The organism is Cedecea sp. B1(4), from assembly GCF_059414925.1.
In genome coordinates, this window is sequence record NZ_JCAHMZ010000004.1 from 446,856 (window position 1) to 460,474 (window position 13,619).

General features: G+C 54.2%; 12 protein-coding genes. 1 reads left to right on the forward strand and 11 read right to left on the reverse strand.

Annotation, left to right across the window (positions count from 1 at the left end; translation table 11 throughout):
• The first annotated feature begins 61 nt into the window (after window positions 1–61).
• A complete protein-coding gene (locus ACR6JA_RS11705) occupies window positions 62–406 on the forward strand; it encodes a YejG family protein (RefSeq protein WP_008459886.1) in 345 nt (114 codons plus the stop codon).
• 3 nt (window positions 407–409) lie between these two features.
• Here the strand turns inward: ACR6JA_RS11705 and yejF are convergent, their stop codons facing one another.
• From yejF to ACR6JA_RS11760, 11 genes are all read right to left on the reverse strand, one after another.
• Window positions 410–1,999: a microcin C ABC transporter ATP-binding protein YejF gene (yejF, locus tag ACR6JA_RS11710; protein ID WP_494492807.1), complete on the reverse strand. Its 1,590-nt coding sequence runs from the start codon at window positions 1,997–1,999 to the stop codon at window positions 410–412.
• Between the two features lie 2 nt (window positions 2,000–2,001).
• On the reverse strand, window positions 2,002–3,027 hold the full coding sequence (locus ACR6JA_RS11715; RefSeq protein ID WP_494492808.1) for a microcin C ABC transporter permease: 1,026 nt from the start codon (window positions 3,025–3,027) through the stop codon (window positions 2,002–2,004).
• Window positions 3,024–4,121 carry a microcin C ABC transporter permease YejB gene (locus tag ACR6JA_RS11720; RefSeq protein WP_213712730.1) on the reverse strand — a complete coding sequence of 366 codons (1,098 nt, stop codon included), beginning with the start codon at window positions 4,119–4,121 and terminating at the stop codon, window positions 3,024–3,026. The genes ACR6JA_RS11715 and ACR6JA_RS11720 overlap by 4 nt, the downstream gene beginning before the upstream one ends.
• A 1-nt stretch (window position 4,122) precedes the next feature.
• The gene (locus ACR6JA_RS11725) at window positions 4,123–5,922 is read right to left on the reverse strand and encodes an extracellular solute-binding protein (RefSeq protein ID WP_494493248.1); all 1,800 of its coding nucleotides are present in this window, start codon (window positions 5,920–5,922) and stop codon (window positions 4,123–4,125) included.
• Window positions 5,923–6,054: 132 nt separating this feature from the next.
• Window positions 6,055–7,635 (reverse strand): cyclic di-GMP phosphodiesterase, encoded by a 1,581-nt coding sequence (locus tag ACR6JA_RS11730; RefSeq protein ID WP_494492809.1) that lies wholly within the window; start codon window positions 7,633–7,635, stop codon window positions 6,055–6,057.
• A 251-nt stretch (window positions 7,636–7,886) separates the two neighbouring features.
• The gene (mepS, locus tag ACR6JA_RS11735) at window positions 7,887–8,453 is read right to left on the reverse strand and encodes a bifunctional murein DD-endopeptidase/murein LD-carboxypeptidase (RefSeq protein ID WP_213712724.1); all 567 of its coding nucleotides are present in this window, start codon (window positions 8,451–8,453) and stop codon (window positions 7,887–7,889) included.
• A 420-nt stretch (window positions 8,454–8,873) separates the two neighbouring features.
• On the reverse strand, window positions 8,874–9,578 hold the full coding sequence (locus ACR6JA_RS11740) for a phosphatase PAP2 family protein (RefSeq protein WP_213712722.1): 705 nt from the start codon (window positions 9,576–9,578) through the stop codon (window positions 8,874–8,876).
• Window positions 9,579–9,623: 45 nt separating this feature from the next.
• On the reverse strand, window positions 9,624–10,601 hold the full coding sequence (locus ACR6JA_RS11745) for a CobW family GTP-binding protein (RefSeq protein WP_494492810.1): 978 nt from the start codon (window positions 10,599–10,601) through the stop codon (window positions 9,624–9,626).
• Between the two features lie 150 nt (window positions 10,602–10,751).
• Window positions 10,752–12,218: a mannitol dehydrogenase family protein gene (locus tag ACR6JA_RS11750; RefSeq protein ID WP_494492811.1), complete on the reverse strand. Its 1,467-nt coding sequence runs from the start codon at window positions 12,216–12,218 to the stop codon at window positions 10,752–10,754.
• Window positions 12,219–12,566: 348 nt separating this feature from the next.
• Entirely contained in the window at window positions 12,567–13,139 is a 573-nt protein-coding gene (gene yeiP, locus ACR6JA_RS11755; RefSeq protein ID WP_008459912.1) for an elongation factor P-like protein YeiP, read from the reverse strand.
• Between the two features lie 164 nt (window positions 13,140–13,303).
• Window positions 13,304–13,564, reverse strand: a complete 261-nt coding sequence (locus ACR6JA_RS11760; RefSeq protein WP_494492812.1) for a DUF2534 family protein — start codon at window positions 13,562–13,564, stop codon at window positions 13,304–13,306.
• Window positions 13,565–13,619 lie beyond the last annotated feature (55 nt).

A 13,619-nucleotide genomic window follows, 5' to 3' on the forward strand; every position in this document is an offset into this window, starting at 1 on the left:
GTTAACCTTTGTGTAAAGAGTTTGAGATAAATTGCCGATTGGAACTTCCGGGGAAATGAAATTGAACACCATACAACTGTCCATCGTGCATCGTTTGCCGCAGAGCTACCGCTGGTTGACGGGTTTTGCAGGCTCCAGAGTTGAACCGATTCCGCAAAATGCGCAACAGGATGACGATTGCCTGATTGGCCTGAAGCTGCTTAGCCCGGACGGGGAAAAAGCGTGGCCGATCATGGATACGCTCAGCCAGGCATTAAGCGATATTGAAGTGGACAGCTCCGTCGTGGAGTGTGAAGGCGAGCCGTGCCTGTTCGTTAACCTGCAGGACGAGCTGGCGGCAACCTGTCGCCTGAAAAACGTGGGCGTTGCTATCGCCGAATCTTTTTCCAGCCATAACCCCTTCTGAATCTCAGGCGAGCGCCAGAAGCTGACGCGTGTAGTCGCTTTGTGGGGCGCTGAAGATCTGCCTGCAGTCTCCCTGTTCGACCACTTCTCCCTGACGCAGTACCACCATCTGATGGCAAAGTGCTTTCACTACCTGTAAATCATGGCTGATGAAGATATAAGCCAGGCGGTGTTTTTCCTGCAGAGATTTTAGCAGCGCCAGAATCTGAGCCTGAACCGAGCGATCGAGCGAAGAGGTCGGTTCATCCAGCACGATAAGCTGCGGCTGCAAAATCAACGCTCTGGCGATAGCGATGCGCTGGCGCTGGCCACCGGAAAACTCAGCCGGGTAGCGGTGGAGCATATCCGCCTGCAGCCCGACCTCTTCCAGCGCCTGAACCACTTTGGCCTTACGGTCTGCGGCGTTTAACGCCGGATGATGCACCCGCAGGCCTTCTTCTACAATTTGCAGCACATCCAGGCGTGGATTGAGTGCCGAATTAGGATCCTGGAACACCACCTGCACTTCGCGGCGCAGCGGCAGCAGCTGCTTATGGTTGAGCTGGTGGAGCGGCTGGCCGTCAAACCAAATAGCGCCCGTGGAATGAATCAATCGCAGCAGCGCCAGGCCGGTGGTGCTTTTGCCCGAACCGGATTCCCCAACCAGCCCGAGGCTCTCCCCTGGCCGCAGTTCAAAGCTAAGATTTTTAAGCCCGTAGTGGTATCCCACCGTTCTTTTCAGCAGGCCCCGGCGAATGGGAAACGCAACCTGCAGATCCTCAACTTTGAGCAGGGGAATAACGTCTGCTGCCAGCGGCACCGGGTCGCCGGACGGTTCAGCGTTCAGCAACTGTTGGGTATAGGGATGCTGTGGATGACTGAACAAATCGGTGGTGGGTTGTTGCTCCACGCATTTGCCGTGACGCATCACCGCCACGTTGTCCGCCAGCTTTTTCACAATACTCAGGTTGTGGGTGATAAACAGCAGACCCATATTCAGTTCCTGCTTCAGCTCTTGCAGCAGCTGCAGGATCTGCGCCTGAACCGAAACATCCAGCGCCGTCGTCGGCTCATCGGCAATCAGCAATTCAGGGCGAGTCAGCAGCGCCATCGCAATCATTACGCGCTGGCGTTCGCCGCCGGACAGCAGGTGAGGGTAGTCCTGGAGCCGGGTCGCAGGGTTGCGAATGCCCACGCGATCGAGGCAGGTGAGGATCTCCGCACGGGCAGGTTCAGGCCGCATTCCCCGGTGGAGAGAGAGCACTTCATACAGCTGTTTTTCGAGGGTGTGCAAAGGATTGAGCGACACCATCGGTTCCTGAGATATCATTGCGATTTTGTTGCCGCGCACGCCACGCAGCGTCTTTTCCGGTGCGTTTAGCAGGTCTTTGCCGTGAAACAAAATTTCCCCGGAGGGATAAACCACCGGCGGAGACGGCAGCAGGCGCAGCACTGAAAGCGCCGTCACGCTCTTGCCTGAGCCAGACTCGCCGACCAGCGCAAGGGTTTCACCCGCTTCCACCTGAAGCGAAACCGAGTCCACCACCTGCCGCAGGTTTTTGCCCTGCTGGAAAGCAATAGAAAGATCGTTGATAGCGAGAAGCGGAGTGGTCATGGTCAGCGCGCCTTAGCCGGATCAAAGGCGTCACGAACCGCTTCGCCAATAAAAATTAACAGGGAGAGTAAAATGGCCAGAGATAAGAACGCGGAGATGCCCAGCCAGGGAGCCTGAAGGTTGTTTTTGCCCTGTAACACCAGTTCCCCCAGCGAGGGCGACCCCAGCGGCAGACCAAAACCGAGGAAATCCAGCGAGGTTAATGTCGTTATCGACGCACACAGAATGAACGGCAGGAAGGTCAGGGTAGCCACCATGGCGTTGGGCAGCATATGCCGGGTCATGATCGACCAGTCGCTGACGCCCATCGCCCGCGCCGCGCGAATATAGTCGAAGTTGCGGGTGCGTAAAAATTCCGCCCGCACAACGCCCACCAGCCCCATCCAGCCAAACAAAACGGTAATACCCAGCAGCCACCAAAAATTGGGCTGTACCACGCTGGAGAGCATGATGATCAAAAACAGCGTCGGCATGCCGGACCAGACTTCAATCAACCGTTGTCCCCACAGGTCAATGCGTCCGCCGTAGTAGCCCTGTAACGCCCCGGCCAGCACGCCAATGATGCTGGAGAAAAAGGTCAGTAATAGACCGAAGAGCACGGAAATGCGCGTGCCGTAGAGGATCCTCGCCAGCACATCGCTGCCGTTGGCGTCGGTGCCAAGCCAGTTTTGTGCGCTGGGCGGGGAAGGAAAAGGGACATTGCTGGCGTAGTTGACGGTGTTGCTGCTAAAGCGGATCGGCGCCCAGAGGATCCAGCCTTTTTCATTCAGGCGTTCCGTTAGCCAGGGATCCTGGTAGTCCGCAGGGGTTGAGAGCGGGCCGCCAAAATCACTTTCGCTGTAGTTTTTCAGCGCCGGGAACCAGAGCTTGCCTTCGTAGCTCACCACCAGCGGGTGCTCATTGGCGACCAGCTCAGCCCCCATGCTCAGGACAAAAATCAGCGCAAAGATCCACAGCGACCAGTAGCCGCGACGGTTCTGACGAAAGCGCGCCCAGCGCGCCTGGTTTACCGGGCTTAATCGGCTCATCCGCGTCCCTCAAAATCAATACGGGGGTCGACCAGCGTGTAGGTGACATCGCTGATGATGTTGGTCAGCAGGCCAATCAGACTAAAAATATAAAGGGTGCCGAAAATCACCGGGTAGTCGCGGGAAATCGTGGCTTCGTAACCCAACAGGCCCAGCCCGTTAAGGGAGAACATCACCTCAATCAGCAGCGAGCCGGTGAAGAACATGCTGATAAACGTCGCCGGGAAACCGGCAATCACCAGCAGCATCGCGTTACGAAAGACGTGGCGATACAGAATTTTGTTCTCATCCAGCCCTTTGGCTCGCGCCGTCACCACGTATTGCTTGCGAATTTCATCGAGAAAGGAGTTTTTCGTCAGCATAGTTAACGTGGCAAAGCCGCCGATAACCGTCGCCAGCACCGGCAGCGTGATGTGCCACAGATAGTCAGTGATTTTGCTGTACCAGGGCAGGGCGTCAAAATTGGCCGACGTTAGTCCTCGCAGCGGGAACCAGTCGAGATAAGTCCCGCCGGCAAACAGCACAATCAGCAGGATGGCAAACAAAAAAGCCGGAATGGCGTAGCCGATAATGATGAAAATGCTGCTCCAGATATCAAAGCTGCTGCCATTGCTGACCGCCTTACGGATCCCCAGCGGAATCGACACCAGATAAATAATCAGCGTGCTCCACAGGCCGATGGAAATGGAAACGGGGAGGCTGTCTTTTATCAGCTTAATCACCGAGGAGCTTCGGAACAGGCTGTTGCCAAAGTCAAAACGCAAGTAGTCGCCGAGCATAGTGAAATAGCGCTCGTGTAGCGGTTTGTCGAACCCGTAGCGATGCACAATATCGGCAATGACTTCCGGGTCAAGGCCGCGGCCCCCACGATACTGGCTGTTGGTGGCGTCACCCACGCCCGTTCGGGCATGACCGCTGCCCATAGCGTCGTTGCTCATGCCCGGCATGCCAGTTGTGTGGCCCATTTGTATTGCGGCAATGGCCTGATCCACCGGCCCACCGGGGGCAATCTGCACGATGAAAAAGTTGATGGTGATTATTGCCCACAGCGTGGGAATGATAAGCAGCAAACGCCGCAGAATATAAGCGCCCACGTTATTCCCCCTGACGTCGGTCGGCGGGCAGCTTCGCCGCTTTGTTGACGTCATACCACCAGTTATCAAACCCGGTGCTGTAGAGCGGATGAATGGCGGGGCGGGAGAACTTATTCCACCAGGCCAGGCGGTCGGCCGACATATACCACATCGGCAACATGTAGTTGTTCCAGGTCAGCACGCGGTCAAGGGCACGGCCCAGCGGCAGCAGTTTTTTCTTGTCGCCCTGGTTGGCGATAATCATCTCAATGAGCTTGTCGACCACCGGGCTTTGTACCCCCGGCGCGTTATAGCTGGAATTGATGTACTCTGAGGCCCAGATAATTTGCAAATCCGGGCTTGGGTAAGGCATTGCGCGGTATAAACTTGGCATCATGTCGTAGTCGCGGCTGCGCAGGCGGCTTGAAAGCTGCGAGTTATCGACCTGGCGGATATTCATGGTGATGCCCAGGCGCTGCAAGTTGCGCTGGAAGGGGAGGATCCATTGCGTGTTGCCGGCCGTGCCGGTCAGCAGTTCGAACACAAACGGCTGGCCGGTACTGATATTCACCAGCTTCTGGTCTTTTAACTCCCAGCCCGCTTCTTTCAGCAGGCTGAGTGCCTTGAGCAGGTTTTCCCGGTCAAACCCGCGTCCGTCTGATTTCGGCGGGTTATAGATTGAGGTGAAGACCTCCGGCGGGAGATCCTTTTTCATCGGCGCCAGCAGCATCAGTTCGTCGGCGTCCGGGTAACCGCGAGCGGCATATTCCGTATTCTGGAAATAGCTGTTGGCCCGGCTGTATGCGCCATAAAACAGCGCTTTGTTCATCCACTCAAAATCAAAGGCCAGGCCGATGGCTTCCCTTACCCGGCGGTCGCTGAAAATGGGGCGCTGGATGTTAAACGCCAGCCAGCGGGTGTCCTGGGCGGATTCGTTTTTCTGCTCATCCTTGACGATGTAATGGTTGCTGAAGTTTTTCCCGATGTAGCGCGTGGCCCAGTTTTTGGCTGAGACTTCAGTGCGATAATCAAATGCCCCGGCCTTGAACGCCTCAAAAGCGACGTCATCATCGAGATAGTAGTCGTAGCGGATGGTATTAAAGTTCCAGCGCCCGCGGTTTACCGGCAGATTTGCCGCCCAGTAATCCCGCACTCGCGAATAGGTAATGTATTGCCCCATTTTCCAGTCGGTGATTTTATAGGGCCCGCTGGAAAGCGGTGGGGTAGAGAGCGGGTCGCTCAGCTTATGATCCTTCCAGAACTTCTCCGGGAACACCGGTAGCGAAAGCAGGCCCAGCATTCGGTCTTTGCTTGGTGTGGCAAGCTCAATACGCACGGTGAGCGGCGCAATGGCGCGTACCGTTGCCCCTTTGTAAATCAGGCGGAACTGCGGCACGCCCTCCGTCATGAATTTATTGAAGGTAAACGCGACGTCTTGAGCGGTAATTGGGCTACCGTCCTGAAAGCGGGCGCGCGGGTTAATGGACACTTCCGCCCAGGCAAAGTTGGACGGGTAGCGGGCCATCTCGGCAATCAAAGGATAATAGCTGCCCGGTTCGTCGTCGGAAGTGGTGAACAGGGTGTCATACAGCGTGTCGGTGCGAACGCCCGGGTTACCCCGCATTGCAAAACGGTTGAAGTTATCGAAAGTGCCAATGGCCGAGAGCGTGATATTGCCGCCCTTGGGGGCTGCGGGATTGACGTAATCAAACTGCGTGAAGTTGACGGCGTATTTAGGTTCGCCCAGGACGGCAAAAGAGTAGCTTTCGTTTATCTCTGCGGCGCGTGGCGTAAGGGAAAAGGTGCTCAGGCAAAGCAGCATCAGTGCACGTACAGCTTTTGTCATCTTCATTCCTTGCCCGGTGGGTGGGAAAGCGCAGGCGTCACTCGGCCGCGCCCGGTAAGCCCATGATGGTTAATCATAAGTTAGCCGGTGAAGATTGCGCAATGCCTGTCAGTCTTTCAATTCGTCATAAAGCGTGTGGGAAGGGTTCCAGCTGACAAGCTGGCTTAGGGTCAGAGGGCGGCTGAAGTAATATCCCTGCAGGAAGTTACAGCCGCGTTCGATAAGCCATTTCGCCTGCTCCGGCGTTTCTACCCCTTCCGCTACCGTGTTCATGTTCAGGCGCTGAGCCAGCGTTAGCACGGCGTCCAGCACCGGCGCGGTCACCGTTTCCATACCGATAGAGTTGACGAAGCCGCGGTCAATTTTCAGATAATCCAGCGTAAAACGCTCGAGGTAAATCAGGGCGCTGTGGCCGGTGCCGAAGTCATCCACCGCAATTTCAAACCCCTGTTCGTGTAGCCAGGCGAAAATGCCCATCGCCTCTTTTTCTTTCAGCATGTCGCGTTCGGTTATCTCAAACACTAACTGGAAATGGTGCGGCGGCAGTGACGCGGCGAAGGCCTGAATGTCCTGCTTAAACGTCGGGGAGTGAAGATGGCTTGGGGCGAGGTTCACGCCGAGCTTAGCCCCGGCGGGCAGAACTTTTTGCAGCGTGGGCGCGTCCCGGGCAATCAATTCAAACAAATGGCGCGTGAGTGGCACAATCAACTGCTGAGCTTCGGCAAAGCCGATAAACGCATCCGGAGGGATCATACCCGCCGTTGGGTGCTCCCAGCGCATCAGCACCTCTATGCCACGCATCTGCAGAGCCTGTGAGTCGACCACGGGCTGGTAAACAACAAAAAATTGCCCCCGCTTGATGCCGGTAAGAATTTCTTTCCCCGCCCGTACCTTGACCGACAGAAAGTAGCCGCACAGCGCTACGCTCAGCAGGCCTGATAATAACCCGGCCAGAATAGCCAGTTGAATGTCCTCGAGCGGCCACGGTGTACCATAAATGTAGAGTTTTATCGGGTACCCGTTAAGAACAGAGATTCTGGTGGGCGAGGGGGGAAGCTCATCGGTATTTATCACGTCCGGCGAATAGGACGTTAGCGCCTTGTTGCCCACCACCAGCGCCATAGAACTGATATCCTGCTGGCGGGAGGTGAAAACCAGGTAGGGCGTAAGATTGACGTTTAGCGTGGTAAAAACGCCGCGCCCCGAGGCCAGCGGATTAAGAAACCAGACGGCAATCACCGGCTTGCCCGGCATCATTGGCGTGCCGTTCATAATCGCCAGGTCGACGGTTTTATTGATGTTCAGCTCGGGCTCCAGCGCATCCATCGACATTTCCATGTTGCCGGTGGCGGAAGAGCAGTAGGCAATGCCATTTCTGACTAATAAAAACGCGCGAACATTGACGTTAAAAGCTGCCCGGGAAGTCAGTTCGCCGCTGACACTCCCACACTCGCTCATGGTTAAGGGCTGGATGCCGTCGGCGGTGGCGTGAAGATCTTTGAAGAAGCTATCGAGGTAGTTGCTGATGTCGCGAGAGAGAAGGTTATAGGCGGACTCTCGCTTTGAATGGAGCGCCAGGCTGGTTAGCCCGCCGATAAATAATGCGGCAAATAATCCCATTAGCAGGCTAAACGCGACTATCTGCTTTGGGGTGCTAAAGTAGCGTGAAAAAATATTTCTATAAGACATGGAATTATGAGTCCCGCAGGGGCAAGCGAATCATCGTTTGTTTTGTGCTTTTTTCTGACTATAACCCATAACCAGGAAATTGTTTAACTTGTTTCACAAGGTAACTATTTCATTTTTTAATTTTAAGAGGAAAGAGTAACCGTCTGAATTTTAGGCATAAAAAAACGCTGCATTGGCAGCGTTTTTAACGTTGGTGGTTTTGCTGAGTAGCCAAGGGAATAACTCTCAACAAAACATATCTTGTGGCGGCGTTAGCTGCGGCTTAGCACCCGGCGCGCTTCGTTGTAACGCTTCTTCCAGTAAGGCTCGTCCATGCTGGAGATCACAACGCCGCTGCTGGTGGAAGCATGTACAAATTGGTTATTGCCAATGTAGATGCCTACGTGACGGCCAGTTGAGCCTGCACGGAACAGCACTAAATCACCGGTGCGTAGCTTGTTACGCGAGACAGATTTACCGGAGTCCTGCTGCTCAGACGTTGAACGAGGCAGGGTTAAACCAAACTGTTCCTGGAAAGTGCGCTGCACGAAGGCAGAACAATCAATACCAGCTCTGCTGCTGCCGCCAAGACGGTAGCGTACACCTTTCCAGCTCGCGTATTGCTCCATAATGCGTGACTTCACGTCAACATTACGAACCATCTCTTCGAATTCATCCTGAGAGGCTTGCAGTAAAAAACCATCTTTTTCACCGACTGCATGCGTCTCAGAATGCATATTTGCTGTGTTAGTCGAACTACAGGCGGAGAGCATAACTGCCACCGCAATCGCGGGTATCGCCCGCAAGATGTATCTCAAAATAGGCTGAGATTTGACCATTTTGTTTGTTTTCCCTTGATGTCCTTAACGAATAATTCGTTATACAAAAATACCAACGTGACGAGACTAATTACCTAAAAGCCACGAGACAATTATTCATGCGCAAAAATGTGGAACATCGCACACTTTTATTCACAGCACAAATAGATCAGCCGCAGAGCAAACTTTCCCGAGACTACCCGATAAAACCAGGCTATGCGAGCGTTTTTATTCTTATTTTTATAAGAAATTGTGATGATTCGTCGCGAAAGGTTATTTCGAACAAATGATCGGCGATGCTGCTGGTTTTATCGCCAGGCCATTCAAATTGAAGCGGATTTTGTATGAGTAAATATTCATATGGCTGTCATGATGCTGAAAAAATAAACAGAGGCCCGGGCGGGCCTCTGTTCGGTGACTCTCTTCATCACTTATTAACCGTCAGCGGGACGCTTTATATTTTCCCGGAACAGTGCGGTTCAGTATAGAAATTAACCGGTCGCTGACTGGGGTTAATAGCACCCAGGGCAGGCCAACCAGAGCAATAGAGACTGACCCGACGTAGACATCGGTGAACCAGTGCGCGCCTATCATTATTCTTGGCGAAGAGAAGATAAAGAAGATCGCGAGGGCAATAAGAAACGCTCGTGGGCCGAAATAACGCAGCATAAAACCGGTGAAGATAAGCAGCATCAGGCCGTGATCGCCGGGGAAGCTATCGCTTGAGGCGTCTTTTGTCGGGAAGTGCAGCAGTTCGCTGACGCGATGAATGTCTTTAAAGTACAGCGTAGGGCTGGCGTGCACCACCGGGATAAGGTGGCCGAGCTGGTTGATGACCACGGCGCACAGCAGCATCACCACGCCCATCAGCACCAGGCGGCGGCGGCCAGCGCCGTCTTCATGCAGCCAGAACCAGGAAAACAGCGCGCCCATCGCCAGCAGCGAAATGCCGTCGAAGGCCCGGTTATTGGTGATGGCAATCAGCGTTAAAAAGGTATGGCTCCTAACCAATTCATTATTAAAGAAATGGAACAGCGTGGCGTCAATGTTGAACCAAAATACATGGTTCTCTGGCAGGTACCAGCTAAAGAACAGGGCAATGCCCAGGACGTTCAGCAGCAGGATAAGAGGGAGGCGATTAATCATGGTACAGCTTCTAAATCTCATTACGGGGGCGCAAAGGTAGATGCGCTAACTTAAACGTAGGCTCAACAGGCTGGCTTGCAGGACGTTCCAGTCGGGCTGAGCCGGGTGAATCAATTCGATGCGGCTATCCAGCGGTGGCGAGGGTTGCGTTTCAATATGCAGGTCGTTGCCCTGGCGGTTGATACGTACCAGGCCTTCGGGAATACGCAACACGCCTTTGACTCGCTCAACCGGGGCAAGACGTGCCCACTCCAGCAGGCCAATAGTGTCGAACACGGTTTCTTCATCGAAAATCCAGCCACAGGCGTAATAACCCTGCCCACTGTTCACGCTCCGGCGCCAGCGCTGATGCCCCGGCAGGCTCAGCGCAGCAAGACCATGAGGAACCGATTGAACATGCTGGTGCTCAGGGCTTTGCGGCAGCTCGCGTTGGTTCTGTCTTGGTTTGTCGAGAAGCGCAATGCTGACGGCCCCTTTTTCTACGTGCATAAGTTCGCGGCTGTCGCCATTGTTTTGATACCAGCGCGCTAAAGCGGCCTGGCTTTCCGGCGTGGCGCGATCTTGCTTGTTGGCTACAATGATGTCCGCCGCGGCAAGCTGATCGCGGAAGTTGTCATTATTCAGGGCTTTTTCATCCAGAAGTTGGCGCGAGTCGAGCAGGCAAAGCGTGGCCCGCAGGTCAATCCACGGCTGATATACGTCGGCGGTGAGTATGTCCAGGATTTGTTTTGGGTGGCCAAGGCCGGTAGGTTCAATCAGCAGGCGGTCGGGCTTGCCCTGGCGCAGCAGCGTATTGAGGCCGACCTGCATCGGCAGGCCGTTAACGCAGCACATACAGCCGCCAGGGATCTCTTTCAGCAGCGCACCGCTGTCTGCCAGCAGGGCGCCGTCAATCCCCACTTCGCCAAATTCATTGACCAGCACCGCCCATTTTTCATCGGTGGGCTTGTTGGCCAGTAAATGCAAAATGGTGGTGGTTTTACCGCTGCCCAGAAAGCCGGTAATTAAATTCGTTTTTGTCACGGTGACTCCGGGGGTTTACTACCTGTAAACCACGTCAATCTATCAGTGATTATTCATCATTTACGCTGACTATCCTGACGACAACCCGGAGAAAAGAGAAGCCTTAACGCGGCTTACCGCACGGTAAGACCACGTTAAGCGCATTGATTGTTAACTTAAGCGCAAGTTTTCGACCGCGCCGCGTGCGCCCAGGCGGATGAGTTGCTGCCAGGCGTGCTGCACGTTTTCAACAAACGTTTCGTTTTTGGGCAGGTCATCACCAAAAATTTCGTTCAGGCTGAGGAGAGCGCTGACGCGTTCGTTTTCGCCGCTGTCGCTAACCAGCATCTGGATTTTGCCCTGGAGCGGATCGCGAACGTCAATCGCATGGCCCTGTTCGTCGAGGCCGCTAACGTAGCGCATCCAGCCTGCGATCCCGAGCGCCAGGCATGGCCAACTGCTCCCGTTTGCCAGATGCCAGCGCACGCTTTCCAGCCAGCGCTGAGGGAGCTTCTGACTGCCGTCCATGGCAATTTGCCAGGTACGGTGCTTTAGCGCCGGATTTGCGAACCGCTCGAGCAGGCTGGCGGCGTACTGATTCAAGTCGACGCCCCGAATATTCAGCGTCACCGCCTGCTCCTGCAGCATCAGGTGCTTTGCTACACGGGCAAAATGTTCGTCAGCCATACAATCATTAATATGCGGGTAACCGGCGAGGTAGCCGAGATAAGCCAGAAATGAGTGGCTGCCGTTGAGCATCCGCAGCTTCATCTGCTCGTAGGGCACCACATCGTCAACCATTTCCACCCCGACGGCTTCCCATTCCGGGCGACCGGCGACGAAATTATCTTCGACGACCCACTGAATAAACGGCTCGGCGGCAATGGCGCAGGGATCTTGTACGCCTAGTATTTCGGCAATTTCCTGCAGCGATTCCTCCGTGGCCGCCGGAACAATGCGGTCGACCATGGTGCTGGGGAAGGTGACTTCTTTGGCAATCCATTCTGCCAGCCCGGCGCTTCGACTCTCGGCCATACCCAGAACGGCCTGGCGAACCAGGTGCCCGTTATCAGGAATGTTATCGCAGGATAAGACCGTAAACGGGCTTAGCCCACGCTCACGGCGACGGCTTAGCGCCTCCACAAGTATTCCTGGTACGGAATGCGGAGATTCCGGCGACGCCAGATCGTGAATAATCCGCTCATTGGTAGGATCAAGTTTTCCGCAGGCAGGATCGATGCAGTAGCCTTTTTCAGTCACGGTCAGGGAGACAATGGCGACCTGCGGTTCACAAAACTTCTCTATGAGGGCTTCCATGCCATCTAGCTTCGCATTCAGACATTCTTTCACGGCGCCGATGACCCGCGCCTGGTTTCCCGCCGCCCCTTTTTCCAGCACCGTGAAAAGATGATCCTGTTGCCTGAGATCGTGCATCAGCTTATCGCCGTTAAACAGGCTAATCTCACAGATCCCCCAGTCGCCGCCCAGTTTGTTGAGCACCCGATCGGTGAGCAGGGCCTGATGCGCACGGTGGAAAGCGCCAAACCCAAAATGCACGATACGGGTTTTAAGCGCGCGGCGGTCGTAGTTTGGCCGTTGAACGGTATCCGGAAGTGAAGCGGTGGCAAGGGTATCCATAGAGTCGCATCCTGTGTAGGGAGGTGGGAATCTATGCAGTGTAAAGCTGTATGACAGGAAATAAAATTGGTCTGTTTAGTTAATCGCTTTTGTGTGATGCAGGTCTGATAATAGAGCGGTATGGTGAAATTGGTATAATAACTTTGGTTGTGAGAACAAAAAAAACGCTCCCTAAGAAGCGCTCAGACAGTGATTGACCTCTGACGAGAGGAAAAACACCAGACGATCTATTAAAAACCAGGAAAATCAATTTGTTGATTTTCGGCTGATAATCACAAAGAGGGGAAAAATCACGTTTTTCCCTCTTTGTCAGCAGGCATAACGCGCCCGAAGGAGCGTCATTTATTATTAGTCTGCGCGGCCCATGGAGCGTTTTTCTGCGATATGAATGCGGATTTTTTCCCCGGCAACCATATATTCCGGCACCTGAATCACCAGGCCGGTGGACAGCGTTGCTGGCTTGGTACGGGAGCTGGCGGAAGCGCCTTTGATGCCCGGAGCCGTTTCGATGATTTCCAGATCCACGGTCTGCGGCAGCTCCAGCGCCAGCAGCTGGCCGTCCCAGGTCAGAACCTGCATGTCCGGCATACCGCCTTCGGGAATGAACTGCAGCTCTTCCTCGATCTGGTCTTTGGTGAAGATGTACGGCGTGTAATCTTCTTTATCCATGAACACGTATTCGTTGCCGTCGATATAGGAGAAGTCAACGAAGCGGCGGGTCAGGGTGATGGTGTCAACGATATCATCACCTTTGAAGCGCTCTTCCACTTTCTGCCCGGTGCGAACATCGGAGAAACGCATCTTGTACAGGGTTGCTGCGCCGCGTGCGCTGGGAGCCTGGATATCAATGTCTTTAACAATCAGCAGCTTGCCATTGTAATTGAGTACCATGCCTTTTTTGATTTCGTTAGCTCTTGCCATCGGTGTTTCCTGTCAAAAATTGAGATGCGAAAATATTGCGTCAAAGTACTCGTGAGGCGCGTTTCAGGCAAGCGGATTTAATAAAGAAGCACAAAAGCAAGGGGCTTAAGGCAAACGTGCCGACAACATCCTGCTTTGCCGACACGCCGGTGTCTTAAAGCGCCTTAGCCGCGGCCATCCTTAGGCGCTAAGAAATAGAAAGCAAACGGCAGCGAACATAGAATAGTGAACATGATCGTGTAGATAGTGACCCATGCGCCCTGCATGATAAACATGTCCAGCGTCCACTGTTCCATTGGCCAGTTGTACTGCTCTTCCACGCCTTCAAAGGTCACCTTCGAAATAAGCGACACGACAATAGTGAAAACGATGGCAACCGCGATAAGGAACTTTTTACCTTCTGGCGTACGAAGTTTTGTAAGCATATCAGCCTCCTGGCTGGGAAATGATTAAGCGTAATGGCCCCGACAACCGGGGCCA

What these genes read in the sequence shown, in the direction of transcription:
- ACR6JA_RS11760 (WP_494492812.1), bottom strand. Translation starts at nt 13,564, where the DNA reads ATGCTTACAAAACTTCGTACGCCAGAAGGTAAAAAGTTCCTTATCGCG.
- yejF (WP_494492807.1), bottom strand. Translation starts at nt 1,999, where the DNA reads ATGACCACTCCGCTTCTCGCTATCAACGATCTTTCTATTGCTTTCCAG.
- ACR6JA_RS11715 (WP_494492808.1), bottom strand. Translation starts at nt 3,027, where the DNA reads ATGAGCCGATTAAGCCCGGTAAACCAGGCGCGCTGGGCGCGCTTTCGT.
- yeiP (WP_008459912.1), bottom strand. Translation starts at nt 13,139, where the DNA reads ATGGCAAGAGCTAACGAAATCAAAAAAGGCATGGTACTCAATTACAAT.
- ACR6JA_RS11730 (WP_494492809.1), bottom strand. Translation starts at nt 7,635, where the DNA reads ATGTCTTATAGAAATATTTTTTCACGCTACTTTAGCACCCCAAAGCAG.
- ACR6JA_RS11740 (WP_213712722.1), bottom strand. Translation starts at nt 9,578, where the DNA reads ATGATTAATCGCCTCCCTCTTATCCTGCTGCTGAACGTCCTGGGCATT.
- mepS (WP_213712724.1), bottom strand. Translation starts at nt 8,453, where the DNA reads ATGGTCAAATCTCAGCCTATTTTGAGATACATCTTGCGGGCGATACCC.
- ACR6JA_RS11725 (WP_494493248.1), bottom strand. Translation starts at nt 5,922, where the DNA reads ATGCTGCTTTGCCTGAGCACCTTTTCCCTTACGCCACGCGCCGCAGAG.
- ACR6JA_RS11750 (WP_494492811.1), bottom strand. Translation starts at nt 12,218, where the DNA reads ATGGATACCCTTGCCACCGCTTCACTTCCGGATACCGTTCAACGGCCA.